Here is an 18439-nt window from a genome sequence, read left to right as displayed (position 1 = left end):
AGGGAGATATGGATGGTGAATTCACGAAACGTGAATGAAAGAGGTGATTGCAGTTGGACCGGCTGACCAGCATGACCGTGTTTGCCAACGTCGTCGGTGAAGGCAGCTTCGCTGGAGCGGCCACGCGGATGCGACTATCGCCAGCGGCCGTGAGCAAACATGTCCAGATGCTGGAAGAGTGGCTTGGCGCACGCCTTCTCAACCGGACGACCCGGCGCATAAGCCTGACAGAGCTCGGCGCCTCCGTCTACGAGCGCAGTCTGCGCATAATCGAGGATGTCGAGGAAGTTCGTACGAGCGCGGCCGAGAGCAAGACACGTCCCACCGGCTCACTGCGTGTCAGCGCGCCGATCTCCTTCGGCGCGATGCACCTTGGGAGAGTCGTTGCAGAATATCTCGCGGTCTACCCGGAGGTGTCGGTTGAGTTGGTGTTGGACGACCGTGTGGTTGACATCGTGGAAGAGGGCCTGGATGTCGCGGTACGCATCGCTCCACTCACGGTTTCCAATCTGGTTGCTCGCCGAATCGCGCCTTCACGCGAGGTGGTCTGCGCTTCGCGCGATTATCTGGACAGACGCGGGCGTCCCACAAAGCCGTCGGATCTCCACGACCATGATTGTCTGGACTACGCGTTGCGCGCCAGCCGCGGAAAATGGCGGTTCGACGGACCAAAGGGGGAAGTGGCGGTAAAAATCACTGCACGGATGACGGCAACGAACGGGCAGCTCCTGCGCGATGCGGCGCTGGGTGGAGCAGGCATAGTACTTTGCCCCACTTTCCTTGTTGGAGATGCCATTCGTTCGGGCCAACTGGAGACAGTGATGCCCCAGTTCAAGCCGGTAAGCCGGTCGATCTACGCGATGTACCCGTCAAGAAGGCATCTTTCCGCCAAAGTTCAAAGCTTCGTGACGCTTCTCGCCGCCCACTTTGGTGAGAACCCACCTTGGGACAACTTTGGACCATGACGACTGGAATGTTGAGCCCAGAGGCCGCGCGCACTTGCACGGCCTTACTGTGCATGGGACCAGCACCCAGGGCCAAGGGGCGGTGCATATCGAGCCGTCCAGCACCTTTTCGAGACTGAAGCATCCGCTATTTGCCGACGGTCATTCGCTGAGGCTCAATCCACCGCCCATCCTAAGCGCCGCCACAGCGCAAGTTGTAGCATCTGCGGTGTCTCTGGTTCTCTGCGGCCACCGGCGGAACGGGTTGTAAGCAGGCGCGTTTCTCCAGCGTCAAGCTTGGAGAACATACCATGGATGACGAGCTGCGCCTGAAGTTACAAGAGCTGAGCCAAAGCATGCAAACGCGAGCGGCCGAACTTTCGACGCTCGGCGGCAGCGCAGACATAAGTACGGTGATGTCGGGGATCGCCGTCGCTCTGGAGGCGCTACTGGTGATTGCCGAAGAGATGAAAACGCCACGTTCCGGCCCTTCGGTCCTGCCCGACGCTACATGAACATCTCCGATCGTTTGGGAGAGGCTCCAGAGCGAGAGCGCCTACCGCTCACCAGCAAATTGCTCGCCGAGGAACTGGCTTTAATCCACATTCCGGGTTGGAGAGTGGAGAGCGCAATCTACTCGGTGGAGTACTCCAGGTGGGGTGAGCGTCGGCAGAAATGGATTTTGCACTCGACGATGCCTTTTGGGTAATCGGGGACGGCCTTAGGACGGAGGACCACGATGGCTTGGATGGCCGCAATTTGCCCGATTACAGATGAGCAGGCGCTCGTTAATTCGGAGACAGTTGGTGACATCCGGGAGTTTCGCTGTCCGAGTTGCGGCGACTTCAAAATCACGAACTCGGCCACCGCGATGTTCAAAGGCCTATCGGCAGAACAGAAGTTGGAGCGCTTCGAATACGCTAGAGCAATCGCGGGCGACAACGCGATCACAGTGACGACGGAACATGGATCTATCGATACCGAAGATCAATAGAATACCCGCCCGATAAGCCGGTTCCCAGCGCATCTCCTCACTTGCTGCCCTGAGACCATTTGACTGCCGGTCCAGGTAGTGGGCAGTTTGAAGGTAGAAGCTCACGTCAACATGGCCAGACCATTTTTACACTGCCGATCTGCGCGGCCAGCAACGCCTCTCGTGAGGGGCAAGGCATGGGCATCAAACGTCTCGGACCGGTCGGCAGCGTAAGGCTGGTTGCCTATGATCCCCTACCGGCGAATGGAACCAGATCTGCCACAGCGCGTCATAGAAGCAGATCAGGTGCGATTTAACGTAAGGAGTGAAATCGATGATCAGGCTCCTTCTCCTCCTCGCCATTGCACTCGCCTTCGCATGCGGCGGGACGGAGGCGGCCAAGCTGGACCTAGCCGCGGTAAATCAGGCGCAATTCTCCGCCGGCGATCCGAAAGGGCTCGATCCTGCCGTGCTGAAGGCGCAAATTTTTTTGGATCGTGCGCGCTTCTCACCGGGGCTCATCGACGGCCGCCTTGGAGAGAACTTCGCCAAGGCGGTCAAGGCCTTCCAGGCGTCGAACGGACTGGCGCCAGATGGCAAGCTCACCCAGGCGACTTGGGACAAGCTGATGGCAACCTCCACCAGCCCAGCTCTGATCACCTATGAACTGACCCGCAAAGATGTACGCGGCCCCTTCACCAAACGCATTCCGGGGCGCATGGTGAGGATGGCTCGCCTGAGAAGGCTTGGCTATCACGACTCGATCGAGAAGCTGGCGGAGCGCTTCCATGTGAGCGAACCATTGCTCAGGAGGCTAAACCCAGGCACCGGATTCAGGAAAGCTGGAACCACGCTGCTGGTACCAGATGTTGGCCGGGGTGAACCTCCCGCCACCATTGCCGGCGTCGAAGTCGACAAAGGCGCTCATCAGGTGCGCGTGCTCGACCCCTCCAATAAAGCGCTTGCCGTCTACCCTGCCTCGATCGGGAGCGACGAGAAGCCGGCACCAAGTGGGCAGGCAGAGATCCAAAGGGTGGTGCACAACCCGACCTATCACTACGATCCCGATTTTGCATTCAAGGGAGTCAAAACCAAGCGGCCCTTCACCATTGCTGCCGGCCCTAACAATCCCGTGGGATCAATCTGGATCGACCTCTCCATCGAAAGCTACGGCATTCACGGCACGCCCGAACCCGGCAAGATCGGGAAGACCTTCTCTCACGGCTGCATCAGGCTAACGAACTGGGATGCCGAGGACCTCGCCTCAATGGTGCACAAACATATGAAGGTGACTTTCAAGGACGAGTGACGCAAGCCGTCGCATCCCTCGATGTCGCCGAAACAAGATGTCCGTCGGTGCCCGTGACAATCGCATCCTGCGACCCGTTGGCCGATCAGCGCGTGCTTCGGGTTCGGGGTGCAACATCAAGCGGCGCCATTTGCACGGATGGCGGCGAACCAACCACCATGGCGGGGGCGCCAGATTGCTCACCACGTTGGCTCTCTAGTTCGCGGCTCATACCTTGTTGAGCAGCTTGCATCTCCGGAACGGTGAAAACCGGGACCTCGCCCTTGAAACCCTGGAGCTCAAAGGCGCCCGCCTGGACGACCGGCATCGATGCTCCTGCCGCAAAGCCGGGTCCAAGCACCAGGGGGATGCCCAGCTTCTTGGTCGTCGATTCGAGCCGTGCCGCGCGGTTCACGGGGGAGCCGATCGCGGTGTAATCGAAGCGCCGTTCGGAGCCGAAATTGCCTACCGAGCAGATGCCGGTCTCGATGGCGACGCCGATTTCGATGGAGCGATGGCCATCCGCGGTGAAGGCGGCGTCTTCGCGCCTCACCCGCTCGATAAGGGCCAGGCCCGCGTCGAGCGCACGCTCACGATGATCGGGTTGATCTAGCGGTGCGTTCCAGAAGGCCAGCACCGCATCGCCCATGAACTTGTCGATGGTGCCGTCGCGCTTGAGGATCTCATCGGTCGCAATGCCGAGGAAATGGTTGACCACCTTGGCGATCTCTTGGGTGTCGAGCTGTTCGCTCATGGTCGTGAAGCCACGTATGTCGCTGATCAAAATTGTGATCTCGCGCTTCTCGCCGGACAGGATTGCCTCGGTGTCCGAGCTTGCGAGGCGCTGCACCACGGAGGGCGACAGATATTGGGAGAACTGTCGCGTCAGGGTGGACCGGCGCTGCTCGCTGCGCCTGTAGAGGACATAGCCTTCGAAGCCCGCAACCATGATGGTTGCAAGCGCCGGCTGCAGCGGGTCATAGAGTGCACCCTGCAGGCTGTACTCGAGAGCGCCGAACACGAACGGCGTGACGGCCAGCAGCGCCAGGGAGATGGCGCCAAGCACGACACGCCCGGCGAGCACTCCAGAAAGCCCGATGAAAACGACGGCACTGAGGAGAAACCAGAGCCGCTCGAGCATACGCGCGTGCGCTGGCTCTGCCAGGAAGCGCCCGGCAAGCATCTGGCCGATCGCATCGGCGTGGATCTCCGCTCCTGGTCGCGCTGGACTCGTCGGCGTGGGCAGGTACTGCGTCAGGCCCACAGCCGACAGGTCGACAATGGCGATGGCGTCCCGCAGCCGCGGATCGCCATGGCCCGAAAGGATAGTGCTGGCAGACAGGCGAGGCGTGTCCGTGGCGGTTTCCCAGAGGCGGATGCTCCCCTCCGGCTCGAGCGGCACAATGGCGCCTGCCATCCTGAGTGCGTCGAACCCGGCTGCATTCATCCGGGCTGTGTAACCGTCCTGTCCAGCGTAAAGGCGCAGGAGCTCGAGTGCGAAAGACGGCCACAGCTGCGCGCGTTGAGGGGTATTGCGAAGCCAGAGCAGCGGCACATGGCGCAGTACGCCGTCGGGATCGGGCAAGGTGCGAATCACGCCGAGGCCTGCGGCGGCGTTCGAGAATTCGGCAAGCGAGCCGGTAAGACCGGTGAAGCCGGGAAGTGTATCGGGCACTTGCCCGACGATCGACCAGCCGGCTTTGGGTTCTGCTTCTGATACCGTCGCTTCATTGCCCAGGCTGACGGCAAGCGCCGTTCGACTTTTGGACAGCGCCGCTGCCAGGCGCTTGTCTCCGGCGATGCCCTCAGGCGAGGTGTCAGCCTCGGGGAGTACCAGCGCAAGCCCGACCACCGCCGCACCGGATTGCGTGATGCCATCGACCAGATCGGCCAAGAGGCCACGGTTCCAGGGCCATCGCCCATGTGCCTTGAGGCTGGCGTCGTCTATCGAGACGATCACGACAGGATTGCTCGTCGCCTGACGTGGGGCGAGAAACTGATAGAAGTCGTACGTCCGCTCACGCAGGCGCGACAACGGCCCGTCAAAAGCCAAATGGCAAGCGAGCAGCAGGAGCACGACCACAAGGCCGGATATTTTGCGCCTGCCGGCTTGCCGCCAATCAGCCCAGCGCCTACCGACCGAGTGGCTCATCTCGTGCAGCCAGGCCTAATCGCAGTTGTAGTAGTAGCAGCAACCCTCACCCTCACACTCGCCCCGCCGCCCCCCGCTGCCCGCAGGTGGCGTTGGGCTGTCAGGGAATTCCATGACCACTCCTGGCAGTGCGCCGTCCCTGGACCCGCAGACTTTGAGCGAGGAGCCTAGAGCGGACGCACAAATTGCGCTTACTTCCAACCCAGGACCCGGTGCGCCCGGCAGGCCAGTTCCCGCTATCCGGTCGATACTGTCCAAGATCGGGAAGGCGTCGATGCCGCCGTAGCCGGCCAGAAGCTTGCCATCGTCCGACGTGCAGGCGTAGCCCGGGTTCGTGATGACCAGCCGTTTGCCATTGATCGTGCAGGTCATACGGCCGGCGCGCAATATGCCGACGGTCTGGCCGGCTGCCACCAGCACTTCGATGATGCCGCCTCTCGCTCCGAGCACCATGTGCGGCGTCGCAACCTGCATGACGCCCCCTTTCGAAACCTGGCCGCCATAAAAACGGGCCAGGCCGCTGTTCATCCCGATGTCGATCTTTCCCGACCCGGAGCCCGGATTGTAGACGAACTCATCGATCGTCAGGCTGGTGTTTGGACCAATCTTGGCGCTCGATTCATCCCGGAACACCAGCATTCCGAGACCGGTGGGATTGCTGCGCAACTGGTCGCCGAGTTCGACGCCGGCGCCAACGTTCATCGTCCCGCCGTTATTGCGGACGATGATGGTCTGATAGGCCGTCATCGACCCGACCGTCTCAGCAGCGGATGGTGCCGCGAAGGCGAGGCAGGCGATAAAAACGACGATCTGATGATACCTCATCGCGGCCTCTTTCAATTGAGCGTCAACGTATAGCTCATGAGCATTTCGAACGATTTTCGGTCGCGGTTGGCGAGGGCGAAGTTGGTTTTGCGGTAGGCGAGATCGACGCTGATCTTCTGCGCTTCCGTCAGCTGAAAATCGCTTTCCGAGGCAATGCGCCAGAAGTCGCTCTTGATATTTGTGCCGATGCCGACGGACAGATCGGGAGTGTCGCTGTGGCCGGCCGATAAGGCGATCTGGTGCGACCATGCGAAAAAATCCGGTACGTTCATCAACAGGCCGCCATAGCGGACCTCGCCCGTATAGCTGCGGCTGATTTCGCCCGATCCGGAAGCGAAGTCATTCGAGCCGACAAAGCGCAAGCCGAGCGCCTGGCCATTGAGGAAGCGGTAGCTGCCGCCTGCCTCATAGAAGACCCTGCTATCCGCGAAAATGCCTTGCGAGGCGCTTAGATCGATGTAGCCGCCACCGGCGAAGAGCGTCGTCTCGACCGTCGGGCGAACGACGAAACGTCCACTGAGGCCGATGCCGGTTTCGTAAATGTCGCTGTCGAAACGATCCGTAACGGTAAACGCGGAAAGCAGCAGGCGCAGCGAATCGATCCCGCTGTTGGGCAGTCCCTTGTCCCAGGTAATCGCTGCGTTGCCGTGGATAAAAGTCTTCTCGCCACCCGGAACCGACAGGTCTTCCGTGAAAAGACGCTCAGTCGCGGTCAACGACCCCGAAAGAACGAGCGCGTCGGCACTTGGCGTGCCGAGGTCCCACCGCACAAAACCTTCCGCCTGCCCGTAAGGCGAGACGAAGCTGTCGTCGTCTTGCGCCCCGCCTGGCTCAAAATCGGTGAATGCGCTGAATACGCCGCCGGTCAGGGCGAGTTCCCAGGTGACGCCACGCAACGCGCGCTCGATGCGGGCGAGCAGGCGAACAGCTTCCTGTTGCTCACTTGCGGTCAGACCCCCGACTTCGATGCCGTACTGCACCTGCCGCCGGGCCAATTCATAGGACCCGACATGGTAATACAACCGGCTGGCCGCAAGCCGGGCGCGCGCATCGCGGGGGTACTGGATCAGATACTGCTCGATCGAGGAGATCGCCTGATCGTATTGCCCAGCGTTGACCGCAACCGTGACGAATTGGGCGAGCGTTCCATTGTCGGCCGGACTGGCGATGCGGGCCGCAAACGCATCGTCATAGGCCCCAAAAAGACCTTGTGCGCCGGCCGGCAACACGCCGGCACAAAGCAGCGCTGCGGCGAAGCCGAAGATCGTTCGAAACGAAGATTGCATGCCGAGAACCCACCCCAAACCCGACTAGTGCGAGGGATTTAGCACGACTGCAAGAAAAAGGCGACTGAACGGTCGCCGGACTTATGCGAGTCCTCAGCAGCTGTTGCAACTGCGCAACAAGATATCGGGTTTATTCCTATTTCGGCTGCGCTGATTGTCAAAAACTCTTCTCAACATTGCTGCACGTGATTGAAGTATTTGGCCCAAGGCTTAACAAAATCAAATCTCATCAGTAGTGGATCGCACAGCCGACAAGATTAATATTGGGTGGGCGATCCTGCGTATCTGGTCACCAGGCTTCAAGGTCACCCACGGCTTCTCCAAAGGCCTTCCGTCGCGTTTCGCAAGGGACGGAGAGCTGCCGGAGGTGCTTCTCACGAGGCGTGTGCGATTCGGCCCGGGTCTTGCAATTTCTTTGAACGCGAGGTCAGCTCATTGCCTCAACGCCCAGGGACGCGTCACCGCACGCAGCTTGCTACAGCACGAGCATGGTGGCCAGCCCCAGCATCAGGCCCATGCCTACAATATCGGTCACGGTGGTGAGGAAGATCGCCGAGGCGACCGCCGGATCGGCGCCTACCCGGCGCAGGCCCAACGGGATCAGCACGCCGGAGATGCCGGACATGAGGCACGATCCGGACATGGCAAGCAGGATCACAAGTGCCAGCATCGGCGCCTGCGCCGCCGACGCCGGTTGCCTCGAGGCATAGAACCACATCGCCGCAGCCGCAACAACGCCGACGAGCACGCCGTTGGCGGCCGCGAGCGCGCCCTCTCTCATCACCAAGTGCAGCTTCGGTCGTTTGTCCACATCCCCCAGGGCAAGGCCACGCAGCGTCATAGCCAGTGCCTGGCAGCCGGTGTTTCCGCTCTGCCCGGCCAAGACCGGGAGAAACGCCGCCAGAGCGACGATCTTCTCGATCGTGCCTGTGAACGAACTGACCACGAATGCGGCCATGAAGGCCGTCAGGAGATTCAACTGCAGCCACGGATGACGCTTCAGGAAGGCTGAAAACAGCGGCGTAAAAGAGCGCTCCTCCTTCTGGAGGCCTACCATCTGGCCAGACTGGGCGGAAATCTCGATGATTTGCTGCTCGAACAATCGCCAGCCGCGAACCTGCCCGAGCAGCCGGTTCTCCGCATCCACCACCGGATAGACAGGATAGTGACGCCGTACCGCCGCCTTGCATGCGTTACTCAAAGAGAGACCGACATCAAGAGCGAACGGCCTGGGCAGCATGATGTGATCGACAATCGCGTCGGGTTCGCTCAGCATCAGATCGCGCAGGACCGCCAGGCCAACCAGTCTATTGCCCTCGTCCGTGACGTAGAGATAAGTGAGCTCGGTCGGCACCTGGGCGCCTCTGACAGCTTCCACCGCGGCAGCAACCGTCGTCCCGACAGGAACGCTGGCGGGGATCGGGTCCATCACGTCGACGAGCGACTCGGGGATCGCGAAACCCATCTCACCGTCATGAGAGCTGATGGGCCGCATATGCAGTGGCAAATGCTCGGCCACCTTACGGGCGTGCCCGTCCGGCAACAGCTTTAGTGTGTCGCGGATGAACTCGGGAGACTCTCTAGCGAGCAATTCAGCTGCGTCATCAGGTGCTCGAGCACGCAGCGTGCGCACCAACTTCTGAACGCCGGTCTCTTCGTTCATTTGCTATGGCCCCCCAATTGGAAAGTGAAAAAGTTGTGAAGTATCGGATCGCACCGGGGCGGAAATACGACAGCTTCTTCCGGCCCCAGCAGTCCGCCTTGTGGTTGTCGCAAGCGCCGCCTGCACACTCCTAGCTTGAGAAGGCAAAGCAGACGTCTACATTTTGGGCGTGCCTTCGGTCAGGTCAGCATGGGAGTGTCCGCGCTACTTCCCTCGCTTTTCAATCTTTAGATTTGGGAGGTCGGCTCGCTTGGATACCACACCGGCCTCCTTCAAGGCTGTGTATCCAACCTTTTTGAGGAGCTTCTCTGTTTTGGCGCGCTCCTTGTCCAGAGCGGTATCACCTTTGACCTTGGGCATCCGTCCTCCATTTGGTCGTTGTCGTTCGCCGGTAAATGAGATTGCCGGAAATGTCCCGCAGTGTCGTGCTTTGACCCGCGGCCGAGGACTGAATTGAGGCGCTTTGCCGCCCGGCAGCCTTTGGGCGGGAAGCGGACGGGCGGGCTATTCCTGCTGGAATTGACAGGGCCAATCTTCTGGCCTCGTCATGCCAGAAGGCAACTCGGTCCGGGCGTCTCCACAAGCCATGTTGAGCTGCCACTGGGACAGACCCGCCGAATTGGATAGATCGAGGCCCTCGATACGGGTCAGAAAGAAAAAAGCGCCGTCAAAGTCTATCGGTGCGGTGAACTTCGCTCCTCGGAAATCCGCCCGCGCGAGATTGGCAAACGAAAAGTGGCTGCCGCTGATATCGGCGTCATGGAACTGTGCACGCCCCAATTCCGCCTTTGTGAAATCAACATTGACCAGATTGGCGTTCTGGAAATTCGAGCGCTGCACTTCCGCGCCCGTAAACACAGCGCCCTGCGCGTCCATCTGGCTGAAGTCGGTCCTGTACGCCTCGATTTTGTCGAACCGGGCGCCTTTGGCGGTCGAGCCGGCCAGGGAAGCGCGCACAAGCGTTGCCTTCTCAAAATTTGCCGCAAGGAGATTGCTGTTCCTGAGGTCGGTCGAAGTGAAATCAACACCGAACAGGTTTGCCCCGCTCAGGTCCTGTCCTTCCAGGATGAGAAGCTTTTTGTCACACTCCTGCCAATTGACGCCAGGCGTCGCGGCTGCGTAGCAATCCTGAGCGGCGGTGGCGTTTTGCCAAGCCAATACAGTGCAAACCGCCAGAACCAAGCCGGATCCGCCGTAAGCTCTGGTTCGTCTCAAAGTCATTGTTGCTGGACCCCTCTGCTACTCGTCGACAATCAGCCTTACCACATCTGCTGACACTCGAGCCACGGTAACGACCGCCGTCACAGTTGCGCATCAACGATCCGCCGATAGCCAGCGGCAGCTTGCGAAATTATCGAGAGGTGGGGAAAAGCTTTGACGGTAGAGTGCTTTTTCGCGGATGCGATCACAAAACAAAGAGTTCGGCGTAAGCCGTGAGTTATTGGTGGGCCCGGAGGGCGAACGGAAATTGTTGATTTTGCTGGATTTTGGTGGGCCAAATCTGAAAGGTCCCGTATCATCCCGTATGCTCCCGCGACCCCAAACTGCCGACCATAGCTGACCTCGTTTTGCAAACGTTGGGAGACAGGGTCCAGAACGGCGGAAATGGGGACGGTTGCAGATCGGCAGCTGTGGCAACAGCGCGCGACCAGCTGACGGTCTAGCGCCTCGATATGGCCGATGAGACTTGGGAAGTAACAAACAAGCGGCAGCTTGCAGGCAGTTGTGATCGGTGGAATGGATTTACGAGTCGAGGCGCCGGACCAGGACCGGCTCACTTGCCTCGAAGTTCAGCCTGTTGGAATGGCGCGGAGGAACGAGTAGTGGTATCTAACGAGCCGGCGGCCCTCGATGTTTGACCGCGCTCGTCCTGCAACTCTCGTATGTCGTCCCGCAAAGTGGTGGCGCAACCGACCACTTCGTTCCGCATTGTTTAAACAGCGTATGACTCAATTCCAGTCAGATTTTTTTCTGAGCTGCGAAAAGGCGGACACTAACCGTCAAAAAAATTGCGCTTTTGATTTTAACGGAAAATCGCCGCAAGAACTATTTTGAGGTTTCACCAGCTATCGGGTTCAATGGAGCGATTTTTGGACCTTGCGGCATTCGATGGCCTACAGAACCGCCTCAAAAAGTACCGTCACCTCTTCGGTTGACCGAGTCGTTGATCGGCCGTCATATGAGCCCTATGCTGGCACGCTGGCCAGTGAAGCAGTTGTCGGCCTTTATTCGCCGGCTCAGGGATTTATGCCCACGCTTCAGGTCGAAGAAAGACCGGAGTGTCGGTTCCAGGCTCTGGCAAGCGGGCTAAGATTATCCTGCCGATTGTAGCCGCCAACCAAGATGTTGTCGGTCACCTCGCTGAAAAAATACACCCAGAAATAGTCAAGCTATCAGGAGCAAATAGGTCGTAAGGTGGCCTTGTGGTCCTCCTTCCCGGAGCGGTTTCGCTTGCCTGTTCAAACTCGGACGGCTGTTACTCAAAAACCGCAGTGGGTATTTTATGTGCCATTTTTGCGACATTCTATAGAATTTTGCTTGAATTTAGCGTTTTAGCGGTCACTAAATCAATAAGTGCTCCCATATTTTGCAAATTTGTGAACAATCACGGTTGAGTTGTAACGCCTGGCAATAATGGCGCAGGGGAACGTTGGGGTGGGGTGAAATGAATACGACATCTATGTCGGCGATAGGCAAGCGCCTCGGCCTGCTGACGACGGTCGCCATATTGAGTTGTGGGAATGCTCACGCGCTCACTCTCCAGGAGGCGATGGCGGTTGCGGTGGAGTCCAACCCCGAAATTGGCCAAGCGATCGAAAACCGCGAAGCAATCGAATTCGAGCTACGCCAAGCGAAGGGACTTTATCTTCCCAGCGTCGATGTCGAGGCGTCGGCGGGGGTTCGTCGTCTCGACAATTCCTCCCGGCGTTCGCTGTCCATAGAGGATGACGCGCTCTATCCGGCGGAAGCCGATGTCGTTGTCACGCAGACGCTTTATGACAGCGGCGCAAGGCGGGCGGAACTGAACCGTCAGGCGTCGCGGGTCGACGGCGCATCGTTCCGGGTGCTGGAACGGTCTGAATTCATTGGACTGTCTGTCGTCCAGGACTATCTCGAATACATGCTGCAGGCTTCGATCGTTTCGGAAGCGAAGAAGAATCTGGGCTTTCACCAGGCAATCCTCGGCGACATCCGGCAAGGTATTGCAGGCGGCGCGTTGAACGAGGCTGATCGCCAGCAGGCCGAGGAGCGGCTGTTCGCTGCCAAGGCACGTATGCAGGAGGCGACCGAAGAACTGGAGGCTTCCAAGATACGGTTCTTCAAGACGGTCGGTAAGCCGCTGACCAACGCGTCAAGGCCAGGCGATGTCTCGAGCGCGCTGCCAAGGTCGCTCGACGACGCGCTAGGGCTGGCGCGACAGAACAATCCGCGCGTCCACATGGCCAACAGCGATATCGACGCCGCCGCCTCCCTGGTGGATGCGGCGCGGGCGAAATTCGGGCCCTCCGTCATCGCCGAAGGCCGCGCCCGCGGCGGCTATGACATCGACGGCGACGATGGCGACGCCAGCGACCTGCAGGCGCGGCTGGTGCTGCGCTGGAACCTCTATCGCGGCGGCATCGACAAAGCCAACGAGCAAGAGCAGGTCCGCCGCACCAGCGAGCAGCGCCTTGTGCTGCACCAGGTTCTGCGCGAGATCGAGGAAGCCGTCCGTACGTCATGGGATCGCCGCTTCCGGCAGGCCGATCTGGCAAAGACATTGAAGCTTCAGGCTGCCGCCAACGAAAGGCTGGTGGCGTCCTATCGCGAGCAGTTCAAGGTCGGACAGCGCTCGCTGCTCGACGTGCTCGACGCGCAGAACACGCGGTTCAACACAGCTACGCTTGCCGACACCGCATCCTACGCGTCGCTTTTCGCGCAGTACCGGCTGCTGGCGGCAACCGGGCAGTTGCTGAAGACCATGAATCTTCAGCCGGCAAAACAGGCCACCGCCTATGCCAAGGCCGAGTTCAATGCGCCTGAAACGGCCGACACCGAAACCTATGCGCGCACGCCGTCGGAGCAGACGAACGATCTGCCTTTCGACATCCTCGCACCGGTAAGAAAGAAGTAGGAAGGTCAAGGACGAACGATAGTCCTGCGGGCCGATCGTGAACCCACAACCCAAAATCCTCTCCCCAAAAGAGGCATTCAAGGCCTGCTTCTCCGCTGTTGCCGGGTACCTCGGCAGGCCGAGTTCCGAGACCGTGCTGTTTGCCGGCGTGCCGCTGTCAGACACCCGCATCGATATCGACGCCATCCGGCATCTTGCCGAACGCATCGGTCTTGAAATCACGGAATTCAGCCATCGCGACTTTCTTCGCGGACGCATCGACCTTCCCGCCATTCTGTTTCGCGTCAGCCAGTTGCCGGTTGCGCTGCTTGCCCAGACCGAGGACGGTGGATTTACGACCGCTCCCCAGGAAGACGGGCGCACCACAATTAGCAAATCCGAGTTTTCCGGAAGTTATATTAGTGGCGGCGTTTCCTTCTCGATAACCTATGCCAACGCAGTAGAGGCGATGAGCGTCGGTTCGGCGGCCAAGATCGAGCGGCGACATTGGCTGACCGGCACGATGGGGCCGTTCTGGCGCACCTATTCGAAGGTCATCCTGTCGGCGGTATTCATCAATCTGCTGGCTCTTGCCTCACCGATCTTCACCATGAACGTCTACGACAGGATCTTGCCGAACAAGGCGATATCGACTCTCTGGGTGCTGTCGATCGGGATCGGCGCGGTCATTCTGTTCGACCTGCTCTTGAAGACCGCCAGAGCGTCACTGATCGACTATGCCGGGCGCAAGGCCGATCTTCGCATCTCCTATATGCTTTTCGAGAAGGTGCTGAACTCGTCCTTGTCGGCAAGGCCCGGCTCAACCGGCGAATATGCAAATCGGGTGACCCAGTACGAGTTCGTGCGCGAGTTTTTCACGTCGAACACCATCAGCGTCTTCATCGACACAGCCTTCGTCTTCGTCTTTCTTCTTGTCATCTATGCGATAGGCGGTTGGCTGGTCGTCATACCGGCCATTGCCTTTGTCGCCTCGGTGATCGTCGGGCTGATCACGCAACGGCGCATCGGCAAACGCGTTGCCGCTTCCATGAACGAGGCTTCGCAGCGCCAGGCCCTGCTGGTGGAATCCATCTCCACGCTGGAAACGATCAAATCGCTGCGGGCAGAGGCGTACCTTCTGCGAAAATGGGCGGAGCATTCCAAGAACGCATCTAACACGTCCGAGAAGATCAAACAGCTTTCGGCTGCCGCCGGCAACATAACGCAAGCCATCCAGCAGATGGTCACCGTCGCTTTGATCGTGGCCGGCGCCTATGCCTTTTCGGAAGGGCATGTCTCGACCGGCGCCATCATCGGCACCGTCATGCTGGCGGGCCGGGCGGTGGCCCCGCTTGGGCAGATTGCGATCACCTTGTCCAGACTTCGTCAGGCGATGCTGTCCCTGCGAATGGTGAATTCGATCATGGCGCAGCCTGAGGATCGGCCGGACACGGTTGGTTTCGTCAACCGCCCCATTCGCAACGGTGCAATGGCATTCAGGAATGTCGGCTTTGTCTACCCGGGTTCCGAAAACGAAGTGCTGACCGGCCTGAATTTCTCGGTGAAGCCCGGTGAGCGGATTGGCATCATCGGCCGCATAGGCTCGGGAAAGACGACCATGGGGAGGCTGATCGGCAGGCTTTTCCTGCCGACCTCCGGCGAGCTGCTGCTGGACGGGATCGACATCCGCCAATACCACCCATCTGAGGTTCGCGCCGCGGTCGGGATCGTCGCGCAAGCCAACGATCTATTTTCCGGCACCATCAAGGAAAATCTCCTGATGGCGTGCCCGGAGGCGACCGATGAGCAGATCGTCGACGCGGCCAAGGCTGCCGGCGTCGACGACTTCGTCTCCCGCCATCCGCGAGGTTACGACATGAATGTCGGCGAGCGCGGCACCAATCTCTCGGGCGGTCAGAGGCAGACAATGGCAATTGCCCGCCTGTTGCTGACCAAACCGAAAATCGTGTTCCTGGACGAGCCGTCCGGCTCGATGGATCTGGCTTCCGAGCGCCAGCTGATCAAGCAGCTCAAAGTGGCTTTCGATCGCAACACGACGCTGATCGTTTCGACGCACCGCTTCAGCATGCTCGAGCTGGCCGACCGCCTCATTGTCATCGAGCAGGGCAAGATCGTTGCCGATGGACCGAAAGACCAGGTGATACAGGCGCTGCAGAAAACAAGCGCCTGACCGAACAGAATTACTGAGTTAGTTCAACACATTGGGGCGTTGGAAATGCTAGCCAGGGAAGACCGTCCGCCGCTTTTTGCGTCGGCTTCGATATTCATTATCGGAGCGCTTTTTGCGAGTTCGGTAGCCTGGGCATCCTTCGCCGAGGTCGATGAAATCGCACGCGGCGACGGCAAGATCATACCGGCGTCGAAGACCCAGATCATCCAGGCCAGCGAGCCGGGCGTGGTTCAGGAAATCGCCGTGACGATCGGTCAGGTCGTCAAGAAGAATGACCTCATCATTCGTCTCGACAACACCTTCAACACTTCCAGCCTTGGCGAGCAGCAGGCCAAGGCGCGGGCATTGCAGACGCGCATTGCACGGCTCAAATTCGAACAGACCGGAAGTCTAGAGGGCGCGTTTCCCTGCCCGCCCGAGATTCAGAAGGTGGCGCCGGAAATCTGCGACAACGAGCAGAAGCTGCTAATCGCGCGGCGCGACAACTTCGAAGTCAAACTGTCGGTTCTCAAGGCGCGCCTCGATCAGCGTGAGAAGGAACTCGACGAAGCCAACGCCAATGCCGATCGCCTCACCAAGAACCTGGCCGTCAGCGACCAGGAGGCGAAGCTGGTCGAAGCGATGGTCAAGAAGGGCCTGATGGCGCGAACCGAGCAGCTCCGCGTCGAGCGCGAGCAGACCGAGCTCAATGGTCAGCTGACGCTTGCCGGAGAGACCATCAAGAAAGCCAGGTCTGCCATCACGGAAGCCAAGCTTCAGGTCGACGAACTTGGCCTCCAGCTGCAACAGGAAGCGCTCAGCGATCTGACGCAGGCGCTGGCCGATCTCTCGGTGGTGGACGAGACGATACGCGGTGCCACCGACAAGGTGGCGCGTACCGATATCCGTTCGCCTGTCGATGGTATCGTCAACACGCTTGACATCAACACGGTCGGCGCCTTCGTCCAGCCCGGCGCGGTCGTCGCGGGTATCGTGCCGACGTCCGAGACCCTGCTGGTCGAAGCCCGGGTCTCACCGCGGGACGTCGCCTTCATCCGGCCGGGCCAGGATGCCCTGATCAAGGTGACCGCCTATGACTTCTCGATCTTCGGCGGCATCGAAGGCAAGGTGTCGAACATCACTGCCGACAGCCTTGTCGACCAGAAGACCGGCGAACCGTACTATCAGGTGCGTGTCGCCACCGACAAATCGACCCTGACACGCGACGGCAAGACCTATTCGATCATCCCCGGCATGATCTGTTCGGTCGACATCAAGACCGGACGCAAAACGATTCTCACCTACCTTCTGAAACCAATCAACAAGGCGCGGGAGGAGGCAATGAGTGAGCGATAGTGCGATCTCCCGCCCGGTCGATCGCGACCGGCTGCTGCCACCGCTGGCGAGTGAGGATTTCGGCCTCGAGTTCCGGGTTGTGGCGCGTGGCGGCACGCGCCGCGGCATTCGTCTGGAGAGGGCGTTCTGGACTTCGCTGAAGCAGATGGCGGAAAGCCGCAAATGCACCATCGGCACACTGATCGAGGAAATTGCAGAGAGCCACGCCAACGCCGGAAACCTTACATCGGCAATTCGCGTAGCCTGCATGCGTGGATTGGCCGACCAGAACCTCATCTTGCAGAGGCTCGCGTCGATCAAGACCATCAACGCCATTCTCGTCGCCTGTCCCTCGCCGGCCTTTGCCCTGGCATCGTCGAAGAAGATCCTGACCTTCAATGCGCCGTTCCAGCAACTGGTGCGACGTCAATTGCCGGTGGCGCCGAACGAGGACGCGCGCCATGATCTCAAGCTGGCGCTGGACCTCAATGTCGCCGACATATTCGCCAGGCTCGACGCCAATGGCGAGACGCCGGTCGCGACCGGTTTCGTCATAGGCGCCGGCGACCGCCGCTACCGTGGTCAACTGAGCGCGGTGCGGGCGCCGGTGGTCGAGCCGGAACTGCTGATGGCGTTCGTCTTCGGCGGCTAGAGCAATTCCGGGAAAAGTGTGAGCAGTTTTCCGGGGAAAGCGCGTAGCGCTTTCCCTTGGGAATTGCGTCAAACAATGAGATAGAGCGCTCAAGACTCTCTGATGGGAGCTTACGGCTGCATACCTTCACCAGGCGCGACCGTCGAAAGGCCGCCCTTGATATCGGCTATTTGAGCAGAACCGGTCTTCGCGCCATGGATCCACGCGCGATCGGTGCTGAACGAATACAGCGGCACGTAGGTCGGCAGGTCTGTGTCGCGGGAAACTACATTGCTCAAACTGTCGAGAATGAAGACGCCGCTGCCGGTGCTGACCGACAGCACGGCATGAAAGAAACCGCGCTTGCGATCCTGCAAGACGACCAGCGACATGCTCTGCGCCGGGATGCCTGCATGCAGCAGCGCGGCCATCTTGAGGATGGCGAAATCCTCGCAGTCCCCTGCCCGCCGCTCAAGGATTTCCCGGGGCTTGGCCCAGTAGTCGAGCTTGCCGTAAACCACGCTGTCCTTCTTGTAGGCGATGGCGCGATTTATACTTGAGTTGACGAAGGACAACTTATCGGTGAAGCGCTTGTTCCCGGCTGCCTTGACGATCTCGGCAAAGGCGCTGTTCTTGCGTTCGCACGCGCTGCTCGCGGTACAGTCGACAATTGCCTTGTAGACCGGCGCCCAGCGCGCCGAAACGGGGAAATTGCGCATCGACAGGGCAACAGAACCGAACACGCCGGGAATGATCGCCGCCGTCTGGATCGGGTCGATCCCGGCGGCGGGCGGCGCGATCGAAGAACCACGCTTTTCATCAACGGCAACAGGACCATAGCTGCTGAAAATCATGCCGATCCAGTAGGCTGGAACCGGCTGCCATGGCTGCGGCCGAGCCAGCGAAACGCCGCCGAGACTGGAAGGGGTTTCGACCGCCGCCAGAACTCCAGCGGCAGCGCCGGCATTCACGGTAATTGCTTTCGCGGATGATGGCTGCGGCAGGCTTGTGATCGCCATTGCCAGCAGGATGAGCCTGAGCCCGGTTATTCCCAGGGCAGATTTTTCTTTTTTCATAAC

Annotated in this window: 15 protein-coding genes; 8 read left to right on the top strand and 7 right to left on the bottom strand. The window is 59.9% G+C overall.

Annotation, left to right across the window (positions count from 1 at the left end; genetic code table 11):
- The first annotated feature begins 53 nt into the window (after window positions 1–53).
- The 4 genes from X730_RS151085 (at window position 54) to X730_RS151105 (ending at window position 3226) form a co-directional block, all read left to right on the top strand.
- Window positions 54–965, top strand: coding sequence for a LysR family transcriptional regulator (locus X730_RS151085; RefSeq protein WP_155922450.1), 912 nt, complete (start codon window positions 54–56; stop codon window positions 963–965).
- A 290-nt stretch (window positions 966–1255) separates the two neighbouring features.
- Window positions 1256–1459: a hypothetical protein gene (locus X730_RS151090; protein ID WP_023667962.1), complete on the top strand. Its 204-nt coding sequence runs from the start codon at window positions 1256–1258 to the stop codon at window positions 1457–1459.
- A 224-nt stretch (window positions 1460–1683) separates the two neighbouring features.
- The gene (locus X730_RS151100) at window positions 1684–1938 is read left to right on the top strand and encodes a hypothetical protein (RefSeq protein WP_023699977.1); all 255 of its coding nucleotides are present in this window, start codon (window positions 1684–1686) and stop codon (window positions 1936–1938) included.
- A 313-nt stretch (window positions 1939–2251) separates the two neighbouring features.
- On the top strand, window positions 2252–3226 hold the full coding sequence (locus X730_RS151105) for a L,D-transpeptidase (protein WP_023754492.1): 975 nt from the start codon (window positions 2252–2254) through the stop codon (window positions 3224–3226).
- A gap of 85 nt (window positions 3227–3311) precedes the next feature.
- On the opposite strand, the gene X730_RS151110 is transcribed toward X730_RS151105, so the two are convergent.
- The 6 genes from X730_RS151110 to X730_RS151130 all read right to left on the bottom strand — a co-directional run bounded on the left by X730_RS151110 (window position 3312) and on the right by X730_RS151130 (window position 10352).
- Window positions 3312–5357: an adenylate/guanylate cyclase domain-containing protein gene (locus X730_RS151110; RefSeq protein WP_081731580.1), complete on the bottom strand. Its 2046-nt coding sequence runs from the start codon at window positions 5355–5357 to the stop codon at window positions 3312–3314.
- A 15-nt stretch (window positions 5358–5372) separates the two neighbouring features.
- Entirely contained in the window at window positions 5373–6197 is an 825-nt protein-coding gene (locus X730_RS151115) for a FecR domain-containing protein (protein ID WP_031196935.1), read from the bottom strand.
- Window positions 6194–7411, bottom strand: coding sequence for a tetratricopeptide repeat protein (locus X730_RS151120; protein WP_196814825.1), 1218 nt, complete (start codon window positions 7409–7411; stop codon window positions 6194–6196). The genes X730_RS151115 and X730_RS151120 overlap by 4 nt, the downstream gene beginning before the upstream one ends.
- Window positions 7412–7943: 532 nt before the next feature.
- Window positions 7944–9131 carry a magnesium transporter gene (locus tag X730_RS151125; RefSeq protein ID WP_023736095.1) on the bottom strand — a complete coding sequence of 396 codons (1188 nt, stop codon included), beginning with the start codon at window positions 9129–9131 and terminating at the stop codon, window positions 7944–7946.
- A 204-nt stretch (window positions 9132–9335) separates the two neighbouring features.
- Window positions 9336–9491 (bottom strand): hypothetical protein, encoded by a 156-nt coding sequence (locus X730_RS1000000167525; protein ID WP_023826368.1) that lies wholly within the window; start codon window positions 9489–9491, stop codon window positions 9336–9338.
- 144 nt (window positions 9492–9635) lie between these two features.
- Complete coding sequence (locus tag X730_RS151130) at window positions 9636–10352, bottom strand: pentapeptide repeat-containing protein (protein ID WP_023687777.1); 717 nt, start codon at window positions 10350–10352, stop codon at window positions 9636–9638.
- Window positions 10353–11796: 1444 nt separating this feature from the next.
- Here X730_RS151130 and X730_RS151135 point away from each other — a divergent pair.
- From X730_RS151135 to X730_RS151150, 4 genes are read left to right on the top strand one after another with little or no spacing between them, the layout of a single operon-like run.
- Window positions 11797–13245, top strand: a complete 1449-nt coding sequence (locus X730_RS151135) for a TolC family protein (protein ID WP_023681072.1) — start codon at window positions 11797–11799, stop codon at window positions 13243–13245.
- A 37-nt stretch (window positions 13246–13282) separates the two neighbouring features.
- Window positions 13283–15415, top strand: coding sequence for a type I secretion system permease/ATPase (locus X730_RS151140; protein WP_023687775.1), 2133 nt, complete (start codon window positions 13283–13285; stop codon window positions 15413–15415).
- A 45-nt stretch (window positions 15416–15460) separates the two neighbouring features.
- Complete coding sequence (locus X730_RS151145) at window positions 15461–16750, top strand: HlyD family type I secretion periplasmic adaptor subunit (RefSeq protein WP_023826367.1); 1290 nt, start codon at window positions 15461–15463, stop codon at window positions 16748–16750.
- Window positions 16740–17381 carry a ribbon-helix-helix domain-containing protein gene (locus X730_RS151150; protein ID WP_023826366.1) on the top strand — a complete coding sequence of 214 codons (642 nt, stop codon included), beginning with the start codon at window positions 16740–16742 and terminating at the stop codon, window positions 17379–17381. The genes X730_RS151145 and X730_RS151150 overlap by 11 nt, the downstream gene beginning before the upstream one ends.
- Window positions 17382–17491: 110 nt before the next feature.
- On the opposite strand, the gene X730_RS151155 is transcribed toward X730_RS151150, so the two are convergent.
- Complete coding sequence (locus tag X730_RS151155) at window positions 17492–18436, bottom strand: transglutaminase-like cysteine peptidase (RefSeq protein ID WP_023826365.1); 945 nt, start codon at window positions 18434–18436, stop codon at window positions 17492–17494.
- Window positions 18437–18439 lie beyond the last annotated feature (3 nt).

Origin of the sequence: Mesorhizobium sp. L103C131B0, assembly GCF_000502275.1 — a bacterium.
Taxonomy (GTDB): domain Bacteria; phylum Pseudomonadota; class Alphaproteobacteria; order Rhizobiales; family Rhizobiaceae; genus Mesorhizobium.
Note: the sequence above shows the minus strand (reverse complement) of the source record. Positions and strands in the feature narration are given on the sequence as shown.

Excerpts from the sequence above, each read along its gene's own strand:
- X730_RS151090 (WP_023667962.1), top strand. The coding sequence starts at position 1,256 with ATGGATGACGAGCTGCGCCTGAAGTTACAAGAGCTGAGCCAAAGCATG.
- X730_RS151100 (WP_023699977.1), top strand. The coding sequence starts at position 1,684 with ATGGCTTGGATGGCCGCAATTTGCCCGATTACAGATGAGCAGGCGCTC.
- X730_RS151105 (WP_023754492.1), top strand. The coding sequence starts at position 2,252 with ATGATCAGGCTCCTTCTCCTCCTCGCCATTGCACTCGCCTTCGCATGC.
- X730_RS151110 (WP_081731580.1), bottom strand. The coding sequence starts at position 5,357 with ATGAGCCACTCGGTCGGTAGGCGCTGGGCTGATTGGCGGCAAGCCGGC.
- X730_RS151125 (WP_023736095.1), bottom strand. The coding sequence starts at position 9,131 with ATGAACGAAGAGACCGGCGTTCAGAAGTTGGTGCGCACGCTGCGTGCT.
- X730_RS1000000167525 (WP_023826368.1), bottom strand. The coding sequence starts at position 9,491 with ATGCCCAAGGTCAAAGGTGATACCGCTCTGGACAAGGAGCGCGCCAAA.
- X730_RS151130 (WP_023687777.1), bottom strand. The coding sequence starts at position 10,352 with ATGACTTTGAGACGAACCAGAGCTTACGGCGGATCCGGCTTGGTTCTG.
- X730_RS151135 (WP_023681072.1), top strand. The coding sequence starts at position 11,797 with ATGAATACGACATCTATGTCGGCGATAGGCAAGCGCCTCGGCCTGCTG.
- X730_RS151145 (WP_023826367.1), top strand. The coding sequence starts at position 15,461 with ATGCTAGCCAGGGAAGACCGTCCGCCGCTTTTTGCGTCGGCTTCGATA.
- X730_RS151155 (WP_023826365.1), bottom strand. The coding sequence starts at position 18,436 with ATGAAAAAAGAAAAATCTGCCCTGGGAATAACCGGGCTCAGGCTCATC.